21 protein-coding genes, 3 rRNA genes and 1 riboswitch are annotated in these 26,056 nt (G+C 56.1%); of the genes, 12 read left to right on the forward strand and 12 right to left on the reverse strand.

Going from position 1 to position 26,056, the window contains the following annotated elements:
• Positions 1-55: 55 nt before the first annotated feature.
• From ACMGGU_RS22550 to ACMGGU_RS22595, 10 genes are all read right to left on the reverse strand, one after another.
• Entirely contained in the window at positions 56-373 is a 318-nt protein-coding gene (locus ACMGGU_RS22550; RefSeq protein WP_008503455.1) for a PTS lactose/cellobiose transporter subunit IIA, read from the reverse strand.
• Complete coding sequence (locus ACMGGU_RS22555; protein WP_008503456.1) at positions 373-681, reverse strand: PTS sugar transporter subunit IIB; 309 nt, start codon at positions 679-681, stop codon at positions 373-375. The genes ACMGGU_RS22550 and ACMGGU_RS22555 overlap by 1 nt, the downstream gene beginning before the upstream one ends.
• Positions 682-861: 180 nt before the next feature.
• Entirely contained in the window at positions 862-2,403 is a 1,542-nt protein-coding gene (locus ACMGGU_RS22560; RefSeq protein ID WP_048030764.1) for a sensor domain-containing diguanylate cyclase, read from the reverse strand.
• A 336-nt stretch (positions 2,404-2,739) separates the two neighbouring features.
• Positions 2,740-3,867 carry a 2-iminoacetate synthase ThiH gene (thiH, locus tag ACMGGU_RS22565; protein ID WP_395299718.1) on the reverse strand — a complete coding sequence of 376 codons (1,128 nt, stop codon included), beginning with the start codon at positions 3,865-3,867 and terminating at the stop codon, positions 2,740-2,742.
• Entirely contained in the window at positions 3,864-4,634 is a 771-nt protein-coding gene (thiG, locus tag ACMGGU_RS22570) for a thiazole synthase (RefSeq protein ID WP_048226928.1), read from the reverse strand. The genes thiH and thiG overlap by 4 nt, the downstream gene beginning before the upstream one ends.
• Position 4,635: 1 nt before the next feature.
• A complete protein-coding gene (gene thiS, locus ACMGGU_RS22575) occupies positions 4,636-4,836 on the reverse strand; it encodes a sulfur carrier protein ThiS (RefSeq protein WP_032644502.1) in 201 nt (66 codons plus the stop codon).
• The gene (locus ACMGGU_RS22580) at positions 4,820-5,575 is read right to left on the reverse strand and encodes a HesA/MoeB/ThiF family protein (RefSeq protein ID WP_420300943.1); all 756 of its coding nucleotides are present in this window, start codon (positions 5,573-5,575) and stop codon (positions 4,820-4,822) included. Before ACMGGU_RS22580 ends, thiS begins: the two co-directional genes overlap by 17 nt.
• Positions 5,568-6,203: a thiamine phosphate synthase gene (gene thiE, locus ACMGGU_RS22585; RefSeq protein WP_395299719.1), complete on the reverse strand. Its 636-nt coding sequence runs from the start codon at positions 6,201-6,203 to the stop codon at positions 5,568-5,570. Before thiE ends, ACMGGU_RS22580 begins: the two co-directional genes overlap by 8 nt.
• Positions 6,203-8,098 carry a phosphomethylpyrimidine synthase ThiC gene (thiC, locus tag ACMGGU_RS22590; protein WP_420300944.1) on the reverse strand — a complete coding sequence of 632 codons (1,896 nt, stop codon included), beginning with the start codon at positions 8,096-8,098 and terminating at the stop codon, positions 6,203-6,205. The genes thiE and thiC overlap by 1 nt, the downstream gene beginning before the upstream one ends.
• Positions 8,099-8,178: 80 nt before the next feature.
• Positions 8,179-8,287: riboswitch (TPP riboswitch) on the reverse strand.
• 54 nt (positions 8,288-8,341) lie between these two features.
• On the reverse strand, positions 8,342-8,827 hold the full coding sequence (locus tag ACMGGU_RS22595; RefSeq protein ID WP_045909516.1) for an Rsd/AlgQ family anti-sigma factor: 486 nt from the start codon (positions 8,825-8,827) through the stop codon (positions 8,342-8,344).
• Between the two features lie 95 nt (positions 8,828-8,922).
• On the opposite strand from ACMGGU_RS22595, the gene nudC reads away from it, so the two are divergent.
• The 6 genes from nudC (at position 8,923) to ACMGGU_RS22625 (ending at position 13,275) form a co-directional block, all read left to right on the forward strand.
• Positions 8,923-9,696, forward strand: coding sequence for an NAD(+) diphosphatase (gene nudC, locus ACMGGU_RS22600; RefSeq protein ID WP_048226934.1), 774 nt, complete (start codon positions 8,923-8,925; stop codon positions 9,694-9,696).
• 38 nt (positions 9,697-9,734) lie between these two features.
• The gene (hemE, locus tag ACMGGU_RS22605; RefSeq protein ID WP_395299720.1) at positions 9,735-10,799 is read left to right on the forward strand and encodes a uroporphyrinogen decarboxylase; all 1,065 of its coding nucleotides are present in this window, start codon (positions 9,735-9,737) and stop codon (positions 10,797-10,799) included.
• Between the two features lie 9 nt (positions 10,800-10,808).
• Positions 10,809-11,480 (forward strand): deoxyribonuclease V, encoded by a 672-nt coding sequence (gene nfi / locus ACMGGU_RS22610; RefSeq protein ID WP_021242964.1) that lies wholly within the window; start codon positions 10,809-10,811, stop codon positions 11,478-11,480.
• A 41-nt stretch (positions 11,481-11,521) separates the two neighbouring features.
• Complete coding sequence (locus tag ACMGGU_RS22615; RefSeq protein WP_008503468.1) at positions 11,522-12,112, forward strand: YjaG family protein; 591 nt, start codon at positions 11,522-11,524, stop codon at positions 12,110-12,112.
• 186 nt (positions 12,113-12,298) lie between these two features.
• On the forward strand, positions 12,299-12,571 hold the full coding sequence (gene hupA / locus ACMGGU_RS22620) for a nucleoid-associated protein HU-alpha (RefSeq protein ID WP_002445246.1): 273 nt from the start codon (positions 12,299-12,301) through the stop codon (positions 12,569-12,571).
• Positions 12,572-12,582: 11 nt separating this feature from the next.
• Entirely contained in the window at positions 12,583-13,275 is a 693-nt protein-coding gene (locus ACMGGU_RS22625; RefSeq protein ID WP_045909513.1) for a DUF1481 domain-containing protein, read from the forward strand.
• 90 nt (positions 13,276-13,365) lie between these two features.
• Here the strand turns inward: ACMGGU_RS22625 and purD are convergent, their stop codons facing one another.
• Entirely contained in the window at positions 13,366-14,658 is a 1,293-nt protein-coding gene (purD, locus tag ACMGGU_RS22630) for a phosphoribosylamine--glycine ligase (protein WP_045909512.1), read from the reverse strand.
• Between the two features lie 15 nt (positions 14,659-14,673).
• A complete protein-coding gene (gene purH, locus ACMGGU_RS22635; protein WP_069720473.1) occupies positions 14,674-16,263 on the reverse strand; it encodes a bifunctional phosphoribosylaminoimidazolecarboxamide formyltransferase/IMP cyclohydrolase in 1,590 nt (529 codons plus the stop codon).
• Positions 16,264-16,824: 561 nt separating this feature from the next.
• Between purH and ACMGGU_RS22640 the strand changes: the two genes are divergently transcribed.
• From ACMGGU_RS22640 to aceA, 6 genes are all read left to right on the forward strand, one after another.
• A 16S ribosomal RNA gene (locus ACMGGU_RS22640) occupies positions 16,825-18,364 on the forward strand.
• Positions 18,365-18,562: 198 nt separating this feature from the next.
• A 23S ribosomal RNA gene (locus tag ACMGGU_RS22645) occupies positions 18,563-21,466 on the forward strand.
• Positions 21,467-21,538: 72 nt separating this feature from the next.
• A 5S ribosomal RNA gene (gene rrf / locus ACMGGU_RS22650) occupies positions 21,539-21,654 on the forward strand.
• The 16S, 23S and 5S rRNA genes sit together here, the layout of an rRNA operon.
• 223 nt (positions 21,655-21,877) lie before the next feature.
• Positions 21,878-22,807, forward strand: a complete 930-nt coding sequence (gene metA, locus ACMGGU_RS22655; protein WP_008503405.1) for a homoserine O-acetyltransferase MetA — start codon at positions 21,878-21,880, stop codon at positions 22,805-22,807.
• 270 nt (positions 22,808-23,077) lie between these two features.
• Positions 23,078-24,679 carry a malate synthase A gene (gene aceB, locus ACMGGU_RS22660; protein WP_420300945.1) on the forward strand — a complete coding sequence of 534 codons (1,602 nt, stop codon included), beginning with the start codon at positions 23,078-23,080 and terminating at the stop codon, positions 24,677-24,679.
• A 31-nt stretch (positions 24,680-24,710) separates the two neighbouring features.
• The gene (gene aceA, locus ACMGGU_RS22665) at positions 24,711-26,015 is read left to right on the forward strand and encodes an isocitrate lyase (RefSeq protein ID WP_008503407.1); all 1,305 of its coding nucleotides are present in this window, start codon (positions 24,711-24,713) and stop codon (positions 26,013-26,015) included.
• The last annotated feature ends 41 nt before the right edge of the window (positions 26,016-26,056 follow it).

Genomic DNA, 26,056 nt, shown 5'->3' on the forward strand with positions numbered 1-26,056 from the left:
GTTGAGCCGCTAATAAAAAACCCGCCTCGGCGGGTTTTTTTACATCTGCATGTTTTCAATTCACTAACGGGATCCGGCGATAAAGCTCAATCATATCGCCTGCCAGGTCCTGAATGACCATGGCGTTCATCAGGTGATCCTGAGAGTGGACGGTGATCAGGTTAACCGGAAGTTTCCCGGTCCCCTCATCAAGACCAATAAGCTGCGTCTGTATGGTGTGCGCATGCTTCACATATTCACGCGACTCTTCCATCGCTTTTTCAGCTTCGTCAAACTCACCTTTACGCGCCATCTGCAACGCCGTCAGGGCCGCACTGCGCGCTGCACCTGCGTTAACAAGCAGTTCCATAATCGTGGTTTCTAAGTCTTCCATTATGACTCCAGAAGTTTGAGCGCTTTATCCAGTACGGCATCACCTTTCATCATGCCGTAATCCATCATGTCGATCACCGCGACCTTTTTACCTAACGGGTCGGCCTGTGCCTGTAATTTAGCCTGCTCGTATTTAACCTGTGGCCCCAGTAATACGATGTCGGCCGTCGCGATGTTGTCTTTAAACTCCGCAACCGGAACGGCTTTAATGGTGACTTCAACCCCTTTTTTCTGCGCGGCATCTTTCATACGTTGAACCAGCATGCTGGTTGACATTCCCGCTGCACAGCATAAAACGATGTTCTTCATAATCAGCCTCGATCTACATGTGTTTATTGATAATTATCCCGTGCAGACCGCTTCAACAACCGCTTTACCGCGATTGTGTGTCAGGCATCACAAAGAAACAGGCGATTTTCTGAAACCGGTTACAATTTTACACTGGCGGGTACCCGGCCCGTCGAAACGGGCAGGGTGAAGGAGAGAGGATTAGCTGATGGATGTGCGAATGATGCGGTTTTTTCCCTGCTGTTTGGCGCTGTAGAGGGCGTTATCAACGCTTCCGACGAATTGTTCCAGCGGCTCAAAATGCCACTCTCCAAGACCACCGCTGAACGTAACGCGCAGGTTTTCTTCCCGCCAGACGCGATTTTCAACGGCGGTACGCCACGCTTCCAGCAAGGAGAGCGCGGAAGACATCTGCTCCGCCTGGAAGATGACCGCGAACTCTTCTCCACCATAACGGTAAACCGAAACATGATGTGGCTGCATAATCTGGATCCCTTCCCGAGCCACGTTGCGCAGAACGATATCACCGGTCAGGTGACCCAGCGTGTCGTTAATTGACTTGAAGTTATCGATATCCACCAGCGCCATCGCGAAAGGCTGCTGGGTATTCAGCAGCTCTGCGACATCGCTGTCGAACGCGCGGCGGTTTTTACAGCCCGTCAGCGCATCGTGGGTGGCCTGGCGCACATACGCCATTTCGCGCTCTTTATTGGACTGAATCGTGTGGCTCAGCATCGCTTCCAGGCGCGGCGCCTCGCTGACATCGCCGGTTTTGATGGCATTGATAATGTGCATCAACACGCTACGCGAGGCGTGGCGGAGGTATAAGCCGAAGAGGATGATGATGATGGCCGCCAGCGCAAACCCCCAGCCAACGATTGTCGTTTCGTGGCGGGTAATATCGGTAAGCGTCGCACCGGATACCCGGTAGATGACAAACCAGTCCGGGTTGGTAAACGAATAGTAGTAATACCAGGCGTTGCTTTTCTTGTCGTAAAGATGACCTTCGCCGCTGGTCATTTTATCCATCAGCGCTTCGCTCACATACTGCTTGAAGAGCGCGCCGGTATCCGGATGCAGCACCACGGCACCATCGCGTTCGACGACGAAGAATTCCCCCTGAACGGGCGCCACCATCTGACGCAGGGTGAAGCCCATTGAGGTCAAATCGAGATGGAAAGCGAGCGTTCCCTTCAGCCTCCCTTCAGGCGATATCAAAGGCTTATAAAGCGTCACCGTCGGATGGCCGGTGAAGTAGTCCATGTAAGGACGGGTATAGTGGCTGAAGATGCTGGCTTCCGCCTGAGCGACAAACCACGGTCGCGTCCGGGGATCGAAGGTTTTACTCGTCTCCGTGGGGAGCACTTCCGGTGCGCGGAGATAATGCCCTTGCGTGTCCGCCAGCGAGATGGAGGAGACGGTCGGCATCAGGTTCTGCAGATGCATCATCATCTGCAGTCCCTGCGTCGGATTGACGTTGAGCGTCTCGTTTAGCCTGTCGTCGCGCGCAAAGTACATCGCGGAACGGCCCAGGATATAGTCGTTTTCACGCAGGATAGATTCGGTGTAGTTCACCGCCAGGTTATGCGTGAAGTTGCTATTGATCTTATGATAATCCTCAAGAAAATCCTTCCGTTGCGAAAGCGTCACCGCGATCGCGATCACCGCAAAACTGCAGAGGATCCCCGCGAAGCTGAGCATAATGGGCCGGGTAAAAGAGAGCTTTTTGCTGTGAAGTGCCATGAGCTGTACATCGTTCCTGATGGTGAATACTTTTCGTCTGCCGATATCCTCTCAGCATAGTCGCTGTCCTGCGGTTAGCGGTGAATTATACGGCACACGATTTCTGACGGGATGATTTATCTTAAGAACCATTAAGAAAATACTTATTAAACTGGCAGGGACCGTTTGTGTAATGCACCAGAGGCAGGGCGAAACGAGGAAGAAGCTTTTCGCCCTGGTCAGCATCCGTTGCTGACCGTGTGACAATAAAAAACCGGACGATCGCTGACAATCCTCCGGTTTTGCCTTTTCGTTGTGCCTCGATAATTTTTTAACGTGTTGCAGTGCGTTTCAACGTCACTGCGAGGCTCTTCCCAGCCAGCTGTCCCAGTCTTTCCAGACAGGCTGCAGACCCTGCGCTGTCAGGGCGGCAGCGACCGCTTCAGGACGTCGGCTATCATGCGGTACAAACTGTTCCAGCTCGGGACGATCGTCGGCGTAGCCGCCTGGCTGCGTTTTGGAAAATGCGCTGACGTTGTTAATCGCAAGCGGGATGACGCGATCGCGAAACGCCGGGGACTCGCGCGTTGAGAGCGATAATTCCACTTCCGGTGCGAGCAGGCGAAACGCGCAGATGGTCTGCACCAGCTGGCGTTCATCCATCAGAGAAGCCGGCTCAATTCCTCCCGCGCAGGGACGCAGGCGCGGGAAGGAGATGGAATAACGGCTCTGCCAGTAGCGCTGTTGAAGCCACAGCAGATGTTCCGCCACCATGTAACAATCCACCCGCCAGCTGTCGGAGAGCCCGATCAGCGCACCCAGACCGATTTTGTCGATGCCGGCGCGACCCAGCCTGTCCGGCGTTTCCAGGCGGAAAAAGAAATCCTGTTTCTTGCCTTTCAGGTGGTGCCGGGCGTACGTCGCCTCGTGGTAGGTTTCCTGATAGACCATAACGCCGTCCAGCCCGAGCGTTTTGAGCTCCGCGTACTCCTCCTGCGACAGAGGCTGCACTTCCATCTGCAACGACGCAAACTGACGACGAATGGCAGGAAGATGCCGACGGAAATAGTCCATTCCCACTTTCCCCTGATGTTCGCCCGTAACCAGCAGAAGATGTTCAAAGCCCATTTCACGGATGGCTGCACACTCACGGGCAATCTCACCCTCATCAAGGGTTTTTCGCCTGATGCGGTTGCTCATGGAGAAGCCGCAGTAGGTGCAGTCATTGGCGCACAGGTTGGAGAGATAGAGCGGTACGTAGAAGCTCACCGTGTTGCCAAAACGCTGGCGGGTGAGCCGCTGCGCTCGCTGAGCCATCGGTTCGAGGTACGCGCTGGCCGCCGGGGAGAGCAGGGCCATCAGATCCTCGCGGGTCAGCTGACGGGCATGCAGCGCGCGCTCCACGTCAGCCGCCGTTTTGCTGTTGATGCGCAGGGCAATGTCGTCCCAGCTAAGCTGTCGCCAGCGCTCGGTAAACGTGCTCATGAGATCGCCTCCAGAAAACCGGTCAGCGGGCTGGTGGCCTGCGCCTGGAAACTGCGCGAGCCGGGACCTGATCCCCTTGCCAGCAGGCCGGCCTCCACGGCCAGGCGGAATGCCCGCGCCATCATGACCGGATCGTCGGCAACCGCGATAGCCGTATTGACCAGCACCGCGTCAGCCCCCATTTCCAGCGCCTGCGCGGCATGGCTGGGCACGCCAATGCCCGCATCAACCACCACCGGCACGGTAGCCTGCTCAATAATGATTTCCAGCATCGCGCGGGTCTCCAGCCCCTGGTTGGAGCCAATGGGGGCCCCCAGCGGCATGACGGCGGCGCAGCCGACCTCTTCGAGACGTTTGCACAGCACCGGGTCGGCCCCGCAGTAAGGCAGGACGGTAAACCCTTGCTGAACCAGCTTTTCAGCCGCTTTCAGCGTTTCAATCGGGTCGGGCAGCAGCCAGCGGGCATCCGGATGGATTTCCAGCTTCAGCCAGCGGGTGCCGAGCGCTTCACGCGCCAGCTGTGCGGCGAAAATTGCCTCTTCGGCGGTTTTCGCTCCGGAGGTGTTGGGCAGCAGCGTCACGCCTGCTTCCAGCAACGGAGCAAGAATGGCATCGCTGTGATGGCGCAGATCCACGCGCTTGAGCGCCAGCGTCACCAGCTGGCTGCCGCTTTCACGAATGGCATCCACCATCAGCTGCGGCGAGGCGAATTTTCCGGTTCCGGTAAACAGATGCGAATCAAAAACCTTATCGGCAATACGTAACATCTCAGCCCCCTGCGATAACCTGAAACAGCAGGATCTGGTCGCCTTCATTGACCTGCTGATGTTCCCACTGCTCGCGCGGCAGGATCTGTTGATTGAGCGCCAGCGCCGTTCCCGGCTTGAGCTGACGCAGCTTGTCGAGCAGTGCGGCAACGGTAAGCCCGTCGTCGCATCTCATCGGCTCATCGTTAAACAGAATGCGCATCGCGGCCTCCGCATACCGGGCAGCGGCTGGCGCGGCGTAACGCCAGCTGGCGCCAGCCGCTGGAGCGGGCATCAAACAGCCGCAGCGTATTGCGTTCCGTCTCCATGCCGCTGAGCAGCTTGATAGCCTCCAGCGCCTGCATGGTGCCCATCACGCCGACCACCGGACCCAGAATACCCGCCGTACGGCAGTTGCGCGTCGGCTCGGCATCGTCCGGCCACAGGCAGCGATAGCAGCCCTGCGTCCACGGTGGCGTCAGAACCATCATTTGCCCGCCGAACCCCACCGCGCTGGCGGTGATAAGCGGCGTATGATTTGCCACGCAGGCGGCGTTGATCGCCTGGCGCGTCGCCATGTTGTCGGTACAGTCCAGCACCACGTCGGCAAGGGCGACTTCACGGTGCAGGCTTTCACCGCTAAGACGCTCCTGTAAGGCAATCAGCTCGATATCCGGGTTAAGCTGGTTCAGCCGCTGCCGGGTGATTTTCGCTTTCGGCTGGTTGATATCGTCGGTAGTAAAGATGATTTGCCGCTGCAGATTGCTGAGGTGGACCTCATCGTCGTCGGCCAGCACCAGCGTGCCGATGCCCGCACCTGTCAGATAGAGCGCGGCGGGTGCGCCTAATCCTCCCAGGCCAACAATCAGCACCCGGCTGGCGAGCAGTTTTTGCTGGCCGTCGATGGCGATATCCTCCAGCAGGATCTGACGGCTGTAGCGCATAAAGTCGCGATCATTCATCGCCTGCTCCTGCCAGCTGTAAAAGCTGTTCGGTGGCGGACCGCCAGTCTGCGGCCTGGGTGATGGCGCTGACGACGGCGATGCTGCCGACGTCGGTCTCCAGCACCGCCGGGGCACGTTCAAGGCTGATTCCGCCGATGGCGACGGTGGGGTAATCGGCAAGGCGTTTAACGTGACTCGCCAGCTGCATCAGACCCTGCGGTGCGGAGGGCATCTGCTTGGTTTGCGTCGGGAAGACGTGACCGAGTGCGATGTAAGAGGGACGGGCCGCCAGGGCCACGTCGATCTCCATGTCATCGTGCGTTGACACGCCAAGACGCAGCCCGGCTTCACGGATTGCGCTCAGATCCGTTGTTTCCAGGTCCTCCTGACCCAGATGCACGCCGTACGCCCGGTGCTTAACGGCCAGCCGCCAGTAGTCGTTGATAAACAGCCGGGCGTTATACCGACGCCCCAGCGCAATGGCGGCAACCACATCGGCTTCCACCTCGTCATCGCGCTTATCCTTGATGCGCAGCTGGAGGGTGCGAACGCCTGCCTCCAGCAGTCGCGCTAACCACGCCACGCTGTCCACCACCGGATAGAGCCCTAAACGGTAGGGGACGGGTGGGAAATCGGGCTGGTACATTACGCCTCCTCTTTTTTGAGGTAGATTTCGCCGCCTTTGGCGCGGAAGGTTTCAGACATGTCCGCCATACCCACTTCAATGGTTTGCGTGGCGGCGTAGTCGCGCACTTCCTGGCTGATTTTCATCGAGCAGAATTTTGGTCCGCACATGGAGCAGAAGTGCGCGACTTTGCCCGATTCCTGCGGCAGGGTTTCGTCGTGGTAGGCGCGGGCGGTGAACGGGTCCAGCGCCAGGTTGAACTGATCTTCCCAGCGGAATTCAAAGCGCGCCTTCGACATGGCGTTATCGCGGATTTGCGCGCTCGGGTGGCCTTTGGCCAGATCCGCCGCGTGGGCGGCAATTTTGTAGGTAATCAGCCCCTGCTTCACGTCCTCTTTGTTTGGCAGGCCGAGGTGCTCTTTCGGCGTCACGTAGCAGAGCATGGCGCAGCCGAACCAGCCGATCATCGCCGCGCCAATGCCTGACGTGAAGTGGTCGTAGCCCGGCGCAATATCGGTGGTCAACGGCCCCAGGGTATAGAACGGCGCTTCGTGGCAGTGCTCCAGCTCCTCGGTCATGTTGCGGCGGATCATCTGCATCGGCACGTGTCCCGGGCCTTCAATCATCACCTGCACGTCATACTCCCAGGCGATTTTGGTCAGTTCGCCCAGCGTGTGCAGCTCGGCAAACTGCGCTTCGTCGTTGGCGTCACGGATGGAGCCCGGGCGCAGGCCGTCGCCCAGCGACAGCGAGACGTCATAAGCGGCGCAGATTTCGCAGATCTCGCGGAAGTGTTCGTAGAGGAAGTTCTCCTGGTGATGGGAGAGGCACCACTTCGCCATGATCGAACCGCCGCGCGAGACGATACCGGTCAGACGCTTCGCGGTCATCGGCACGTAGCGCAGCAGCACGCCCGCGTGAATGGTGAAGTAGTCGACGCCCTGCTCGGCCTGCTCCAGCAACGTGTCGCGGAACGCTTCCCAGGTCAGATCTTCGGCAATGCCGTTGACCTTCTCCAGCGCCTGATAAATCGGGACGGTGCCAATCGGAACCGGGCTGTTACGCAGGATCCACTCGCGGGTTTCGTGAATATAGCGGCCGGTGGAGAGATCCATTACCGTGTCCGCGCCCCAGCGCGTTGACCAGACCAGCTTTTCCACCTCTTCTTCGATGGAGGAGGTGACGGCCGAGTTACCGATGTTAGCGTTAACCTTCACCAGGAAGTTGCGGCCAATAATCATAGGCTCGGATTCCGGGTGGTTAATGTTGGCGGGGATAATCGCGCGGCCGGCGGCCACTTCGTCACGCACAAATTCCGGCGTGATGTTCTCCGGCAGGCGCGCGCCAAAGCCCTCTCCCGGATGCTGGTAGCGCAGCACTTCGCTGCGGATACGCTCGCGGCCCATGTTCTCGCGGATGGCGATGAACTCCATCTCCGGCGTGACGATCCCCTGGCGGGCGTAGTGCAGCTGGGTCACGCATTTGCCCGCTTTGGCACGTTTTGGCGTCAGCAGGCCGGTAAAGCGCAGCGCGTCCAGACCGTCGTCGGCCAGGCGTTCTTTGGTGTACGCAGAACTGCGTACGCTGAGTTCTTCGCAGTCGTTACGCGCCTCTATCCACGGCTGGCGCAGCTTTGCCAGACCCTGCTGAACGTTGATCGTAACAGAGGGATCGCCGTACGGGCCGGAGGTGTCATACACCGGTACGGCTTCGTTGTCTTCATACTGCGGATTCTCTTTGCTGCCGCCGATAAGCGTCGGGCTGAGCTGGATTTCGCGCATCGGGACGCGGATATCGGCCTGCGAGCCGGAAATATAGATGCGTTTCGAGTTCGGGAAAGCGGTGCCTTCCAGGGTGTCGATGAAGTGCTGGGCCTGTGCGCGCTGTTCGCGGCGGGTCAGTTTTGCAGTAGACATAGCTCATTCCAAAAGTGAAGGACATGGCTTGTCAGACGACGGATGAAGCAAGAGAGGATCGCCCGGGGGGGCGATACAACAGCAGTGTGACTCTTGTTCCCTTCGCAGGTATTAACCTGATCAGGTTCCGCGGATCCCGAATTAACGGTCTCAGCCCGGCTTTCGCTCTGGGCACTCCGACAAGAAAAATCCCCCTCGTGAGAGGGGCGAATGGTTGTAAATTACTCGTTAACGATTAAGAACTCAAGCCGGGCGCGCGACGTTATCTTCGGGACTGGCATCCAGGACGAGGCTAATCAGTCTATCTTCCAGCGTGAATCGCTCCTCCAGCGCTTCACCGAGGTCGGATAATGCCCGCTGAAACTCAAGGTAGTTATCGTGATCGATGGCATTCTCGAGCGTGGAATCATAGTAATCCATGATCTGCTGGGTGTTGGCCTCCAGCAGCGGATAGAGTTTGCTGGCCGCTAAATACGGCGTTGTCCCTTCCATTTCGCGGATAATGCGTTCATAAATATTGAAATGGCCGTCAGACAGATAGTCGACCAGGCCCTGACAAAAATCATCCAGCGCTTTTTCGTTCAGCCGCATAAACGATTCTTTGCCAGGCTTAATGCCGACCAGATTGTAATAAGCCACGAGTAGATGCTTGCGCACATGAAGCCAGCGATCCACCAGTTTGTTACTTCCTCTAACGCGCTCAGTCAGGCTTTCTAGCTGGTTTAACATGGTCGACTCCGCAAAGTGTAGGATTGAATCTGCTTATCCAGAATGTAACCACAATGCTAACAACATGTCAGTGAAGCGAAGGTAGTGCAATAGATATGGATCGTATTATTGAAAAATCAGATCTGGGTTGGTGGATCGTCAGCCACGAACAAAAATTATGGTTGCCCGGTGGAGAACTGCCCTACGGTGCGGCGGAAACGTTCGATCTCGTGGGCCAGCCAGCGCTAAAGATCGGCGAGTGGCAGGGTGAGCCCGTGTGGTTGATCCAGCAAGCGCGTCGTCAGGATATGGGATCCGTTCGCCAGGTGTTGGATCTGGACGTGGGCCTGTTCCAGTTGGCGGGGCGCGGCGTGCAGCTGGCGGAGTTTTATCGCTCGCACAAATACTGCGGCTACTGCGGTCATACCATGCGTCCGAGCAAAACCGAATGGGCGATGCTCTGCAGCCACTGCCGCGAACGCTACTATCCGCAGATTGCGCCGTGCATTATCGTCGCTATCCGCCGGGAGGATTCCATCCTGCTGGCGCAACATACCCGCCATCGCAACGGCGTTCACACCGTGCTGGCCGGCTTCGTCGAGGTGGGCGAAACGCTGGAGCAGGCGGTGGCGCGCGAGGTGATGGAGGAGAGCGGGATCAAAGTGAAGAACCTGCGCTACGTCACCTCCCAGCCGTGGCCGTTCCCGCAGTCGCTGATGACGGCCTTTATGGCCGAATACGACAGCGGCGAGATCGTTATCGATCAGAAAGAGCTGCTGGACGCGAACTGGTATCGCTACGACGATTTACCGCTGTTACCACCGCCGGGCACCGTGGCGCGCCGGCTGATAGAAGATACCGTAGCGATGTGTCGGGCCGAGTATGAGTAGTGTTACACTGAGGCCATGACGCTTAAGGAACTGCAAAAATGACCGAACTGAAGAACGATCGTTATCTGCGTGCGCTGCTGCGACAGCCCGTTGATGTCACCCCGGTGTGGATGATGCGCCAGGCGGGACGCTATCTGCCAGAATACAAAGCCACGCGCGCGCAGGCGGGCGATTTTATGTCGCTGTGCAAAAACGCCGAGCTGGCCTGTGAAGTGACGCTCCAGCCGCTGCGCCGCTTCCCGCTGGATGCGGCGATCCTCTTCTCGGATATTCTGACCATTCCGGATGCCATGGGCCTGGGCCTGTACTTTGAAACGGGTGAAGGCCCGCGTTTCACCTCTCCGATCAAAAGCAAAGCCGACGTGGACAAGCTGCCGATCCCCGATCCGGAAGGTGAACTGGGCTACGTGATGAACGCCGTGCGCACCATTCGCCGCGAGCTGAAAGGCGAAGTGCCGCTGATTGGCTTCTCCGGCAGCCCGTGGACGCTGGCGACCTATATGGTGGAAGGGGGCAGCAGTAAAGCCTTCACCCTGATTAAAAAGATGATGTACGCCGAGCCGCTGGCCCTGCATGCGCTGCTCGACAAGCTGGCGAAGAGCGTCACGCTCTATCTGAACGCGCAGATTAAGGCGGGTGCGCAGTCGGTGATGATTTTCGACACCTGGGGCGGCGTGCTGACCGGCCGCGATTATCAGCAGTTCTCCCTGTACTACATGAATAAAATCGTCGACGGCCTGCTGCGTGAAAACGAAGGTCGCCGCGTGCCGGTGACGCTGTTCACCAAAGGTGGCGGCCAGTGGCTGGAAGCGATGGCCGCCACCGGCTGCGACGCGCTGGGTCTCGACTGGACCACCGATATTGCCGATGCCCGCCGCCGCGTGGGCGACAAAGTGGCGCTGCAGGGCAATATGGACCCGTCCATGCTCTATGCGCCGCCTGCCCGCATTGAAGAAGAAGTGTCGACTATACTGTCTGGTTACGGCCAGGGGGAAGGCCACGTCTTTAACCTCGGCCACGGTATTCATCAGGATGTACCGCCAGAGCACGCAGGCGTATTTGTGGAGGCGGTGCATCGGCTTTCTGCCCAGTATCACAAGTAAGGAGTCGTTATGGATCTCGCGTCGCTACGCGCTCAACAAATCGAACTGGCCTCATCGGTGATCCGCGAGGATCGTCTGGATAAGGATCCTCCGCAGTACATTGGCGGAGCAGACGTCGGGTTCGAGCAGGGTGGGGACGTGACGCGAGCGGCGATGGTGGTACTGAAGTACCCTTCGCTCGAGCTGGTGGAGTACAAGGTCGCGCGTATTGCCACCACCATGCCCTATATTCCCGGCTTTCTCTCCTTTCGCGAATATCCCGCGCTGCTGGCAGCGTGGGAGCAGCTCTCGCAAAAACCTGACCTGCTGTTTGTCGATGGGCACGGGATCTCACACCCGCGCCGCTTAGGCGTTGCCAGCCACTTTGGGCTGCTGGTGGATGTGCCGACCATTGGCGTTGCCAAGAAACGCCTGTGCGGGGCGTTTGAGCCACTCTCCGCCGAGCCGGGTGCGCTGGCGCCGCTCATCCATAAGGGCGAGCAGCTGGCGTGGGTCTGGCGCAGCAAGGCGCGCTGTAATCCGCTGTTCATCGCCACCGGCCATCGGGTGAGCATGGACAGTGCTCTGGCGTGGGTACAACGCTGCATGAAGGGCTACCGTTTACCGGAGCCGACGCGCTGGGCTGACGCGGTGGCCTCTTCGCGTCCGGCTTTTGTTCGTTGGCAGGAAATTCAGCGATGATTCAGGTAAACTGCGCCTAATTTTCGATTCGAGAGATCATCATGCTACAAAACCCGATTCACCTGCGCCTTGAAAAGCTGGAAAGCTGGCAGCACGTCACCTTTATGGCTTGCCTGTGCGAGCGCATGTATCCCAACTATGCCGCGTTCTGCAAGCAGACGGGCTTTGGTGATGGCCATATCTACCGCCGTATTCTGGATCTGATCTGGGAAACGCTGACGGTGAAAGACGCGAAGGTGAATTTCGACTCTCAGCTCGAAAAGCTGGAAGAGGCGATTCCGGTGGCGGATGATTTTGACCTGTACGGCGTCTACCCGGCAATTGATGCCTGTGTGGCGTTAAGCGAATTGCTCCACTCCCGCCTGAGCGGTGAGACGCTGGAGCACGCTATCGAAGTCAGTAAGGCCTCTATCACTACCGTAGCGATGCTGGAAATGACCCAGGAAGGTCGCGAAATGACCGATGAAGAGCTGCGCGCAAACCCGGCCGTTGAGCAAGAATGGGATATCCAGTGGGAAATTTTCCGCCTGCTGGCAGAGTGTGAAGAACGCGATATTGAACTGATAAAAGGGCTGCGTGCGGACTTACGTGAGGCCGGCGAGAGTAATATTGGTATAATTTTTAACCAATGAGATAAGAAAACTTGAGATAACGCCCGTTTTGTCGCTCCTCGACTCTTCCCTTTCGCCCCTTGTCTGGTCTACATTTGGGGGGCGAAAAAAAGTGGCTATCGGTGCGTGTATGCAGGAGAGTGCTTTTTTGGCATTTTCGTCGCACTCGATGCTTAGCAAGCGATAAACACATTGAAAGGATAACTTATGAACAAGACTCAACTGATTGATGTAATTGCGGACAAGGCTGATCTGTCTAAAGTGCAGGCTAAAGCTGCTCTGGAATCTACCCTGGCTGCTATTACTGAGTCTCTGAAAGAAGGCGATGCTGTACAACTGGTTGGTTTCGGTACCTTCAAAGTGAACCACCGCGCTGAGCGTACTGGCCGCAACCCGCAGACCGGTAAAGAAATCAAAATCGCCGCAGCGAACGTGCCGGCATTTGTTTCTGGTAAAGCACTGAAAGACGCAGTTAAGTAAGACGCGTGGCAGTGAACAGTTTTAGCGAAGGGGCGGCAACGCCCCTTTTGTCTTTCTGGCGCGGAACGCTCGCGCTGGCAGGCATGCTGCTGCTGTCAGCCTGTAGCCACGACACCGCTTTGCCGCCGTTTACCGCCAGCGGCTACGCGGACAACCAGGGCGCGGTCAGGATCTGGCGTAAAGATTCCGGCGGCGAAGTGCATCTGCTTTCTGCCTTTAGCCCGTGGCATAGCGGCAATACATCGACGGCGGAGTATCGCTGGCAGGGAGATGACCTGTCGCTGATTGAGCTGAACGTCTACAGCAAGACCCCCGAACACGTGAAAGTGCGTTTTGACGACCATGGCGAGCTGAGCTTTATGCAGCGCGAAGTCAGCGGTCAAAAACAGCAGCTTTCCAGCGATCAAATCGCCCTCTACCGTTACCGGGCCGAACAAATCCGCCAGACCAGCGATGCGCTTCGTCTGGGACGCGTCGTGCTGCGCCAGGGGCGCTGGCATAATGACGGGACGGTGACGACCTGCGAAGGGCAAACGGTCAAGCCTGAGCTCGAGTCCTGGGCGACCGAACACATTCAACGCCGTCAGCGTCATTCATCAATGGAAGTGAGTGTGGCGTGGCTGGAAGCGCCGGAAGGTTCTCAATTGCTATTGGTGGCGAACGAAGACTTCTGCACCTGGCAGCCGACAGAGAAGAGTTTCTGAGTTCTGTGGATTAAGCCGGATGGCGCTGACGCTTATCCGGCCTACGAACGATTCCCTCTCCCCGTGGGAGAGGGTGAGGGCGAGGAGGAATTACTCCCCCTGCTCGCGCGCAATCGCGCGATAGCCGATATCCTGACGGCTAAAGCTACCGTTCCAGTGAATATCCGCCATCAGCGCATAGGCGCGCTTCTGCGCTTCTGCCACGGTATGGCCCAGCGCGGTTGCACACAGCACGCGGCCGCCGTTGGTCAGAACGCGATCGTCCTCAGCCAGCTTCGTACCGGCGTGGAACACCTTCGCACCTTCCCTCTCTTCCAGCGGCAGACCGTGGATTTCATCTCCGGTGCTGTAGTTGCCCGGATAACCACCCGCAGCAATCACCACGCCGAGAGACGCACGCTCGTCCCACTCGGAGGTTTTTTCGTCCAGCTTGCCATCGCAGGCTGCCAGGCACAGATCCACCAGATCGGATTTCATGCGCAGCATGATGGGCTGTGTTTCCGGATCGCCAAAGCGGCAGTTGAATTCGATGACCTTAGGGTTACCCTGCTTGTCGATCATCAGACCTGCGTAAAGGAAACCGGTGTAGGTATTCCCTTCTGCTGCCATTCCCTTCACGGTAGGCCAGATGATGCGATCCATGGTGCGCTGGTGGACGTCGTCAGTCACGACCGGAGCAGGGGAGTAAGCGCCCATCCCGCCGGTGTTAGGACCCGTGTCGCCATTACCCACACGCTTGTGATCCTGGCTGGTGGCCATCGGCAGAACGTGCTCGCCGTCGACCATGACGATAAAGCTCGCCTCTTCACCGTCGAGGAACTCTTCAATCACGATGCGGTGGCCCGCATCGCCAAAGGCGTTACCTGCCAGCATGTCCTGAACCGCGGCTTCGGCTTCGTCGAGCGTCATCGCGACGATCACGCCTTTACCGGCGGCCAGTCCGTCGGCCTTGATAACAATCGGCGCGCCCTTCTCACGTAAGTAGGCCAGAGCAGGCTCCACTTCAGTGAAATTCTGATATTCCGCCGTCGGGATGTTATGACGCGCGAGGAAATCTTTGGTGAAGGCTTTGGAGCCTTCCAGCTGCGCGGCGCCTTCCGTTGGGCCGAAGATTTTCAGGCCCGCTGCGCGGAACGCATCCACCACGCCAATCACCAGCGGCGCTTCCGGGCCGACGATGGTCAGGTCGATTTTCTCGCTCTGGGCAAAACTGAGCAGCGCCGGAATGTCGGTCACGCCGATAGCCACGTTCTGCAGCGCGGGTTCCAGTGCGGTACCGGCGTTGCCCGGTGCCACGAAGACCGTTTTCACCAGCGGAGACTGCGCCGCTTTCCACGCCAGCGCGTGCTCGCGTCCGCCGTTACCAATCACTAATACTTTCATTTTCAGCTCCGGGAATTAATGGCGGAAGTGGCGCATGTCGGTGAAGATCATCGCGATGCCGTGTTCGTCGGCAGCGGCAATCACTTCGTCGTCGCGGATTGAACCGCCTGGCTGGATCACGCAGGTGATGCCGACAGCGGCTGCTGCGTCGATACCATCACGGAACGGGAAGAAGGCGTCAGAGGCCATGGCGGAGCCTTTGACTTCCAGACCTTCGTCACCTGCTTTAATACCCGCGATTTTCGCAGAGTAAACGCGGCTCATCTGGCCTGCGCCTATCCCGATGGTCATGTTCTCTTTCGCGTAGACGATGGCGTTGGATTTCACGAACTTCGCCACTTTCCAGCAGAACAGCGCGTCACGCAGTTCCTGTTCGGTCGGCTGACGTTTGGTCACCACGCGCAGGTCGGCTTCTGTCACCATACCCAGATCGCGATCCTGAACCAGCAGACCGCCGTTTACGCGTTTGAAGTCCAGGCCCGGCACGCGTTCTGCCCACTGGCCGCAAACCAGTACGCGCACGTTCTGTTTTGCCGCGGTGATTTTCAGCGCTTCCTCGGAGGCCGATGGCGCGATGATCACTTCGACAAACTGGCGGGAGATGATGGCCTGAGCCGTTTCCGCATCCAGCTCACGGTTGAAGGCAATGATGCCACCGAACGCGGAGGTTGGGTCAGTTTTGTATGCGCGATCGTAAGCTTCCAGAATCGACGTGCTTACCGCCACGCCGCATGGGTTGGCGTGCTTGACGATAACGCAGGCCGGCTCGCTGAACTCTTTCACGCATTCCAGCGCCGCGTCGGTGTCGGCAATGTTGTTATAGGAGAGCGCTTTGCCCTGCACCTGCTGAGCGGTTGCAACAGAGGCTTCTTTTACCTCTTCTTCTATATAGAAGGCTGCCTGCTGGTGGCTGTTCTCACCGTAACGCATATCCTGCTTCTTAATGAAGTTCAGGTTCAGGGTGCGCGGGAAGCGGCCGGAAGGATCTTTGCTTTCACCGTGGTAAGCCGGTACCAGGCTACCGAAGTAGTTGGCGATCATGCTGTCGTACGCCGCGGTGTGTTCGAAGGCTTTGATGGCGAGGTCGAAACGCGTTTCCAGGGTCAGCGACCCTTCGTTGGCGTCCATCTCATTAATAATGGTGGTGTAATCGCTGCTCTTTACCACGATGGCGACATCTTTATGGTTCTTGGCCGCAGAGCGCACCATGGTCGGGCCGCCGATATCAATGTTCTCTACAGCATCTTCCAGAGAGCAGCCTTCGCGGGCAACGGTCTGGGCAAACGGGTAGAGGTTAACGACAACCATGTCGATCGGCGCGATGTCGTGCTGTTCCATAATGGCGTCGTCCTGACCGCGACGGCCAAGAATACCGCCGTGGACTTTCGGATGCAGGGTTTTGACGCGTCCATCCATCATTTCCGGGAAACCGGTGTAATCGGACACTTCGGTTACCGGCAGACCTTTATCTGCTAACAGGCGAGCGGTTCCACCTGTGGAAAGCAGCTCCACACCGCGTGCAGAAAGTGCCTGAGCGAATTCGACGATACCGGCTTTATCAGAAACACTGAGCAGAGCGCGGCGGACTGGACGACGTTGTTGCATGGTAAATCCCCTGGATTTCACGATTACAGAGAGCGTTAGATGAATTTTCCTGTGAAAAACTCATCTAACACACCTGACGAGGCATCCTTGTTAAGCGCGAGCATTTTAACGAAAACGTTTGCGCAACGCTCGCACATTTTTACTTTTTCGTATCATTGTGGATAAGTCTGTGCGTAAAAAGGTATAAGGCGGGGTTTTGCTGTGGAATGCAGCAGTCAGTCATTTTTCTGTCATTTAGCGGTTGCGGCCTGCGGAGAACTCCCTATAATGCGCCTCCATCGACACGGCGGATGTGAATCACTTCACACAACAAGCGGTTCGGTTGAAGAGAAAAAATCCTGAAATAACGGGTTGACTCTGAAAGAGGAAAGCGTAATATACGCCACCTCGCAACGGTGAGCGAAAGCCGCGTTGCACTGCTCTTTAACAATTTATCAGACAATCTGTGTGGGCACTCAAAGTGACATGGATTCTTAATGTCTTCGGACAATAAATGAATACCAAGTCTCTGAGTGAACATGCGTAATTCATTACGAAGTTTAATTCACGAGCATCAAACTTAAATTGAAGAGTTTGATCATGGCTCAGATTGAACGCTGGCGGCAGGCCTAACACATGCAAGTCGAGCGGTAACACAGGGAGCTTGCTCCTGGGTGACGAGCGGCGGACGGGTGAGTAATGTCTGGGAAACTGCCTGATGGAGGGGGATAACTACTGGAAACGGTAGCTAATACCGCATAACGTCGCAAGACCAAAGAGGGGGACCTTCGGGCCTCTTGCCATCAGATGTGCCCAGATGGGATTAGCTAGTAGGTGGGGTAATGGCTCACCTAGGCGACGATCCCTAGCTGGTCTGAGAGGATGACCAGCCACACTGGAACTGAGACACGGTCCAGACTCCTACGGGAGGCAGCAGTGGGGAATATTGCACAATGGGCGCAAGCCTGATGCAGCCATGCCGCGTGTATGAAGAAGGCCTTCGGGTTGTAAAGTACTTTCAGCGGGGAGGAAGGCGTTGAGGTTAATAACCTCAGCGATTGACGTTACCCGCAGAAGAAGCACCGGCTAACTCCGTGCCAGCAGCCGCGGTAATACGGAGGGTGCAAGCGTTAATCGGAATTACTGGGCGTAAAGCGCACGCAGGCGGTCTGTCAAGTCGGATGTGAAATCCCCGGGCTCAACCTGGGAACTGCATTCGAAACTGGCAGGCTAGAGTCTTGTAGAGGGGGGTAGAATTCCAGGTGTAGCGGTGAAATGCGTAGAGATCTGGAGGAATACCGGTGGCGAAGGCGGCCCCCTGGACAAAGACTGACGCTCAGGTGCGAAAGCGTGGGGAGCAAACAGGATTAGATACCCTGGTAGTCCACGCCGTAAACGATGTCGACTTGGAGGTTGTGCCCTTGAGGCGTGGCTTCCGGAGCTAACGCGTTAAGTCGACCGCCTGGGGAGTACGGCCGCAAGGTTAAAACTCAAATGAATTGACGGGGGCCCGCACAAGCGGTGGAGCATGTGGTTTAATTCGATGCAACGCGAAGAACCTTACCTACTCTTGACATCCAGAGAACTTAGCAGAGATGCTTTGGTGCCTTCGGGAACTCTGAGACAGGTGCTGCATGGCTGTCGTCAGCTCGTGTTGTGAAATGTTGGGTTAAGTCCCGCAACGAGCGCAACCCTTATCCTTTGTTGCCAGCGGTTAGGCCGGGAACTCAAAGGAGACTGCCAGTGATAAACTGGAGGAAGGTGGGGATGACGTCAAGTCATCATGGCCCTTACGAGTAGGGCTACACACGTGCTACAATGGCGCATACAAAGAGAAGCGACCTCGCGAGAGCAAGCGGACCTCATAAAGTGCGTCGTAGTCCGGATTGGAGTCTGCAACTCGACTCCATGAAGTCGGAATCGCTAGTAATCGTAGATCAGAATGCTACGGTGAATACGTTCCCGGGCCTTGTACACACCGCCCGTCACACCATGGGAGTGGGTTGCAAAAGAAGTAGGTAGCTTAACCTTCGGGAGGGCGCTTACCACTTTGTGATTCATGACTGGGGTGAAGTCGTAACAAGGTAACCGTAGGGGAACCTGCGGTTGGATCACCTCCTTACCTTAAAGAACCTGCCTTTGCAGTGCTCACACAGATTGTCTGATGAATGATGAACTTCTGAATGTACTTTTGAGTGCATTAAGAAGTTTTGCTCTTTAAAAATCTGGATCAAGCTGAAAATTGAAACGACACATCTTTAAGGTGTGTTCGAGTCTCTCAAATTTTCGCAATCAGAAGTGAAACATCTTCGGGTTGTGAGGTTAAGCGACTAAGCGTACACGGTGGATGCCCTGGCAGTCAGAGGCGATGAAGGACGTGCTAATCTGCGAAAAGCGCCGGCGAGGTGATATGAACCTTTGACCCGGCGATGTCCGAATGGGGAAACCCAGTGTGATTCGTCACACTATCGTTAACTGAATACATAGGTTAACGAGGCGAACCGGGGGAACTGAAACATCTAAGTACCCCGAGGAAAAGAAATCAACCGAGATTCCCCCAGTAGCGGCGAGCGAACGGGGAGCAGCCCAGAGTCTGAATCAGCTTGTGTGTTAGTGGAAGCGTCTGGAAAGTCGCACGGTACAGGGTGACAGTCCCGTACACGAAAACACACAGGTTGTGAACTCGAAGAGTAGGGCGGGACACGTGGTATCCTGTCTGAATATGGGGGGACCATCCTCCAAGGCTAAATACTCCTGACTGACCGATAGTGAACCAGTACCGTGAGGGAAAGGCGAAAAGAACCCCGGCGAGGGGAGTGAAAAAGAACCTGAAACCGTGTACGTACAAGCAGTGGGAGCACCTTCGTGGTGTGACTGCGTACCTTTTGTATAATGGGTCAGCGACTTATATTCTGTAGCAAGGTTAACCGTATAGGGGAGCCGAAGGGAAACCGAGTCTTAACTGGGCGTTAAGTTGCAGGGTATAGACCCGAAACCCGGTGATCTAGCCATGGGCAGGTTGAAGGTTGGGTAACACTAACTGGAGGACCGAACCGACTAATGTTGAAAAATTAGCGGATGACTTGTGGCTGGGGGTGAAAGGCCAATCAAACCGGGAGATAGCTGGTTCTCCCCGAAAGCTATTTAGGTAGCGCCTCGTGAACTCATCTTCGGGGGTAGAGCACTGTTTCGGCTAGGGGGCCATCCCGGCTTACCAACCCGATGCAAACTACGAATACCGAAGAATGTTATCACGGGAGACACACGGCGGGTGCTAACGTCCGTCGTGAAGAGGGAAACAACCCAGACCGCCAGCTAAGGTCCCAAAGTCATGGTTAAGTGGGAAACGATGTGGGAAGGCACAGACAGCCAGGATGTTGGCTTAGAAGCAGCCATCATTTAAAGAAAGCGTAATAGCTCACTGGTCGAGTCGGCCTGCGCGGAAGATGTAACGGGGCTAAACCATGCACCGAAGCTGCGGCAGCGACACTATGTGTTGTTGGGTAGGGGAGCGTTCTGTAAGCCGTTGAAGGTGTGCTGTGAGGCATGCTGGAGGTATCAGAAGTGCGAATGCTGACATAAGTAACGATAAAGCGGGTGAAAAGCCCGCTCGCCGGAAGACCAAGGGTTCCTGTCCAACGTTAATCGGGGCAGGGTGAGTCGACCCCTAAGGCGAGGCCGAAAGGCGTAGTCGATGGGAAACAGGTTAATATTCCTGTACTTGGTGTTACTGCGAAGGGGGGACGGAGAAGGCTATGTTAGCCGGGCGACGGTTGTCCCGGTTTAAGCATGTAGGCGGAGGTTCCAGGTAAATCCGGTACCTTTTAACGCTGAGGTGTGATGACGAGGCACTACGGTGCTGAAGTAACAAATGCCCTGCTTCCAGGAAAAGCCTCTAAGCATCAGGTAACATTAAATCGTACCCCAAACCGACACAGGTGGTCAGGTAGAGAATACCAAGGCGCTTGAGAGAACTCGGGTGAAGGAACTAGGCAAAATGGTGCCGTAACTTCGGGAGAAGGCACGCTGATATGTAGGTGAAGCCCCTGCGGGTGGAGCTGAAATCAGTCGAAGATACCAGCTGGCTGCAACTGTTTATTAAAAACACAGCACTGTGCAAACACGAAAGTGGACGTATACGGTGTGACGCCTGCCCGGTGCCGGAAGGTTAATTGATGGGGTTAGCGGCAACGCGAAGCTCTTGATCGAAGCCCCGGTAAACGGCGGCCGTAACTATAACGGTCCTAAGGTAGCGAAATTCCTTGTCGGGTAAGTTCCGACCTGCACGAATGGCGTAATGATGGCCAGGCTGTCTCCACCCGAGACTCAGTGAAATTGAACTCGCTGTGAAGATGCAGTGTACCCGCGGCAAGACGGAAAGACCCCGTGAACCTTTACTATAGCTTGACACTGAACACTGGTCCTTGATGTGTAGGATAGGTGGGAGGCTTTGAAGTGTGGACGCCAGTCTGCATGGAGCCGTCCTTGAAATACCACCCTTTAATGGCTGGTGTTCTAACGTAGACCCGTGATCCGGGTTGCGGACAGTGTCTGGTGGGTAGTTTGACTGGGGCGGTCTCCTCCCAAAGAGTAACGGAGGAGCACGAAGGTTAGCTAATCCTGGTCGGACATCAGGAGGTTAGTGCAATGGCATAAGCTAGCTTGACTGCGAGAGTGACGGCTCGAGCAGGTGCGAAAGCAGGTCATAGTGATCCGGTGGTTCTGAATGGAAGGGCCATCGCTCAACGGATAAAAGGTACTCCGGGGATAACAGGCTGATACCGCCCAAGAGTTCATATCGACGGCGGTGTTTGGCACCTCGATGTCGGCTCATCACATCCTGGGGCTGAAGTAGGTCCCAAGGGTATGGCTGTTCGCCATTTAAAGTGGTACGCGAGCTGGGTTTAGAACGTCGTGAGACAGTTCGGTCCCTATCTGCCGTGGGCGCTGGAGAATTGAGGGGGGCTGCTCCTAGTACGAGAGGACCGGAGTGGACGCATCACTGGTGTTCGGGTTGTCATGCCAATGGCACTGCCCGGTAGCTAAATGCGGAAAAGATAAGTGCTGAAAGCATCTAAGCACGAAACTTGCCCCGAGATGAGTTCTCCCTGAGACTTTAAGTCTCCTGAAGGAACGTTGAAGACGACGACGTTGATAGGTCGGGTGTGTAAGCGCAGCGATGCGTTGAGCTAACCGATACTAATGAACCGTGAGGCTTAACCTTACAACGCCGAAGATGTTTTGGCGAAGAGACGAACAATCAAAATTCAGCTTTGATACAGATTAACAGAATTTGCCTGGCGGCTTTAGCGCGGTGGTCCCACCTGACCCCATGCCGAACTCAGAAGTGAAACGCCGTAGCGCCGATGGTAGTGTGGGGTCTCCCCATGTGAGAGTAGGGAACTGCCAGGCATCAATTAAGAAGAACCCCGTACCGTAAGGTGCGGGGTTTTTTGCTTTTGTTTTCTCCCTCTCCCTGTGGGAGAGGGACGGGGTGAGGGCGTCAGACTGCACCATCCTCTCCTTGAAACTTTCTCACCTTCTGCTTGCAGACTCGACATTCAAGCCATTTCTGGGTATCGTTAGCTGTCTGGATGTCTAAACGTTTATACGTATGCTGTGAGGATACAAAGCTATGCCGATTCGGGTGCAGGACGAGCTACCAGCCGTCAATTTCTTGCGTGAAGAAAATGTCTTTGTGATGACGACTTCACGTGCGACAGGTCAGGAAATTCGCCCGCTGAAGGTGCTTATTCTCAATCTGATGCCCAAAAAGATCGAAACAGAAAACCAGTTCCTGCGTCTGCTGTCGAACTCCCCGCTGCAGGTCGATATTCAACTGCTGCGAATCGACGCCCGTGAGTCACGCAATACGCCTTCTGAGCATCTGAACAACTTCTACTGCAACTTCGATGACATTCAGGGTGAAAACTTCGACGGTCTGATTGTGACCGGCGCGCCGCTGGGCCTGGTGGAATTTAACGATGTCGCTTACTGGCCGCAGATCAAACAGGTTCTGGAGTGGGCAAAAGATCACGTCACGTCCACGCTGTTTGTCTGTTGGGCGGTACAAGCCGCACTGAATATTCTCTATGGCATCCCCAAGCAAACCCGCACTGAAAAGCTCTCCGGCGTATACGAACACCATATTCTCCATCCCCATGCGTTGCTGACGCGCGGGTTTGATGATTCTTTCCTGGCTCCGCATTCTCGCTACGCTGACTTCCCGGCCCAGCTGATTCGTGATTACACCGATCTGGAGATTCTGGCCGAAACGGAAGATGGGGACGCTTACCTGTTTGCCAGTAAAGATAAGCGCATTGCCTTTGTGACCGGACATCCTGAGTACGATCCGCACACCCTTGCGTCAGAATATTTCCGTGATGTCGAAGCGGGTCTGAACCCGGATGTCCCGTACAACTATTTCCCGAAAGACGATCCGCAAAACAAACCGAGAGCGACCTGGCGAAGCCACGGGAATTTGCTTTTTACTAACTGGCTCAACTATTACGTCTACCAGATAACGCCATACGATCTGCGTCACATGAATCCAACGCTGGAGTAATCGTCTGCACTAAACGATCCTAAAGCGTTTCAGCTATTCAAATCAGGCACCTTCGGGTGCCTTTTTTATTTCCGAAATGTCACTCATCATTCTTTAAAACTTTAATTTCAATAAAATCAATCAATTAATTGCAATTTATAATTAAAATGGAAATTGTTTTTGATTTTAGAAAAAATAGAGATAGTCTTAATTCTGCTGAGCGAAAACTACCCAACGATCTTTCGTTCGCATCGGGAGCGTGATTTTGGATCTTTGATGAGGAGCAGAGTAATGACTCAACAGGCAACGACGGTCGATGAACTGGCCTTTACCCAGCCGTATGGCGAGCAAGAACAGCAAGTTTTGACGGCAGAAGCGGTAGAATTTCTGACTGAACTGGTGACCCGCTTTACCCCGCAGCGCAATAAGCTGCTGGCGGCACGTATTCATCAGCAGCAGGAAATTGATAACGGCAAGTTGCCTGGTTTTATTTCGGAAACCGCTTCCATTCGCCGTGGCGAGTGGAAAATCCGCGGCATCCCTGAAGATTTACAGGATCGCCGCGTCGAGATCACCGGTCCGGTAGAGCGCAAAATGGTGATCAACGCCATGAACGCCAACGTTAAGGTCTTTATGGCCGATTTTGAAGACTCGCTGGCGCCGGACTGGCGTAAGGTCATCGACGGACAGATCAACCTGCGCGACGCCGTAAACGGCACCATCAGCTATACCAACGAAACCGGCAAAATATACCAGCTCAAACCGAACCCGGCGGTACTGATCTGTCGCGTGCGTGGGCTGCACCTGCCGGAAAAACATGTCACCTGGCGTGGTGAAGCCATTCCGGGAAGCCTGTTTGATTTTGCGCTCTATTTCTTCCACAACTACAAAGCCCTGCTGGCGAAGGGCAGCGGCCCATATTTCTATCTGCCTAAAACGCAGGCCTGGCAGGAAGCGGCCTGGTGGAGCGAAGTCTTCAGCTATGCGGAAGATCGTTTCAACCTGCCGCGCGGCACCATCAAAGCCACCTTGCTGATTGAAACGCTGCCTGCCGTGTTCCAGATGAATGAAATTCTGCACGCCCTGCGTGACCACATTGTCGGCCTGAACTGCGGACGCTGGGACTATATTTTCAGCTACATCAAAACGCTGAAAAATTATCCCGATCGCGTACTGCCGGATCGCCAGGTCGTGACCATGGATAAATCGTTCCTGAGCGCCTACTCGCGTCTACTGATCAAAACCTGCCACAAGCGCGGTGCCTTCGCGATGGGCGGCATGGCGGCCTTTATCCCGAGCAAAGATGCCGAGCGCAACAATCAGGTGCTCAACAAGGTGAAAGCCGACAAAGAGCTTGAAGCACGTAACGGCCATGACGGGACGTGGATCGCGCATCCGGGTCTGGCCGATACGGCGATGGACGTCTTTAACCGCGTGCTTGGCGACAATAAAAACCAGCTGTTTGTCACGCGTGAAGACGATGCCCCAACGGCTGAAGAACAGCTGCTGGCCCCGTGCGCGGGCGAACGGACGGAAGAGGGGATGCGGGCCAATATCCGCGTTGCGGTGCAGTACATCGAAGCGTGGATCTCCGGCAACGGCTGCGTGCCGATCTACGGCCTGATGGAAGATGCTGCGACGGCGGAGATCTCACGTACCTCTATCTGGCAGTGGATCCACCATCAAAAAACGCTCAGCAACGGCAAGCTGGTGACCAAATCCCTGTTCCGCCAGATGCTGGCCGAAGAGATGCGGGTGATCCAGGACGAGCTGGGCGAACACCGCTTCAGCAGCGGACGCTTTGACGACTCTGCGCGCCTGATGGAGCAAATCACCACATCAGATGACTTAATCGACTTCCTGACCCTGCCGGGATACCGCTTCCTGGCGTAACTCACCACATAACAATATGGAGCATCTGCACATGAAAACCCGTACCCAACAAATCGAAGAATTAAAGAAAGAGTGGACACAACCTCGCTGGGAAGGCATCCGCCGTCCGTACAGCGCGGAGGACGTGGTGAAATTACGCGGCTCGGTCAATCCGGAATGCACGCTGGCGCAAAATGGCGCGGCTAAAATGTGGAAGCTGCTGCACGGTGGCTCTAAAAAGGGCTACATCAACAGCCTCGGCGCGCTGACCGGCGGTCAGGCGCTGCAGCAGGCGAAGGCCGGTATTGAGGCGATTTACCTCTCCGGCTGGCAGGTCGCGGCGGACGCCAACCTGGCCTCCAGCATGTACCCGGATCAGTCGCTCTATCCGGCTAACTCCGTGCCGTCGGTCGTGGATCGGATCAACAACACTTTCCGTCGTGCGGATCAGATCCAGTGGGCGGCGGGCATCGAGCCTAACGATCCGCGCTTTATTGACTATTTCCTGCCGATCGTTGCAGATGCGGAAGCGGGCTTCGGCGGCGTGCTGAACGCCTTTGAACTGATGAAATCGATGATTGAAGCCGGTGCAGCGGCCGTTCACTTCGAAGATCAGCTGGCGTCAGTGAAGAAGTGCGGACATATGGGCGGTAAGGTGCTGGTTCCCACACAGGAAGCGGTTCAGAAGCTGGTTGCCGCGCGTCTGGCTGCTGACGTGCTCGGCGTGCCGACGCTGGTCATTGCCCGTACCGATGCCGACGCGGCTGACCTGATCACCTCTGACTGCGATCCGTACGACAGCGAGTTCATCACCGGCGAGCGTACCAGTGAAGGTTTCTATCGTACCCACGCGGGTATCGAGCAGGCGATCAGCCGCGGTCTGGCGTACGCGCCGTACGCGGATCTGGTCTGGTGTGAAACGTCTACGCCGGATCTGGCGCTGGCAAAACGCTTTGCTGATGCCATTCATGCGAAGTACCCGGGCAAACTGCTGGCCTACAACTGCTCGCCGTCCTTCAACTGGCAGAAAAAGCTGGATGACAAAACGATCGCCAGCTTCCAGCAGCAGCTGTCCGACATGGGCTACAAATACCAGTTCATTACTCTGGCAGGCATCCACAGCATGTGGTTCAACATGTTCGATCTGGCGCACGCCTATGCGCAGGGTGAGGGCATGAAGCACTACGTTGAGAAGGTGCAGCAGCCGGAATTTGCGGCGGGCAAAGATGGTTATACCTTCGTCTCTCACCAGCAGGAAGTGGGCACCGGCTACTTTGATAATGTGACCACGATTATTCAGGGCGGCACCTCCTCCGTCACCGCCTTGACGGGTTCAACGGAAGAAGCACAGTTCTAATCTTTTCCCCTCTCCCCCCTGGGGAGAGGGTTGGTGGTGAG

It is taken from the genome of Enterobacter sp. BNK-8, assembly GCF_048685095.1.
Lineage (GTDB): Bacteria > Pseudomonadota > Gammaproteobacteria > Enterobacterales > Enterobacteriaceae > Enterobacter > Enterobacter quasiroggenkampii.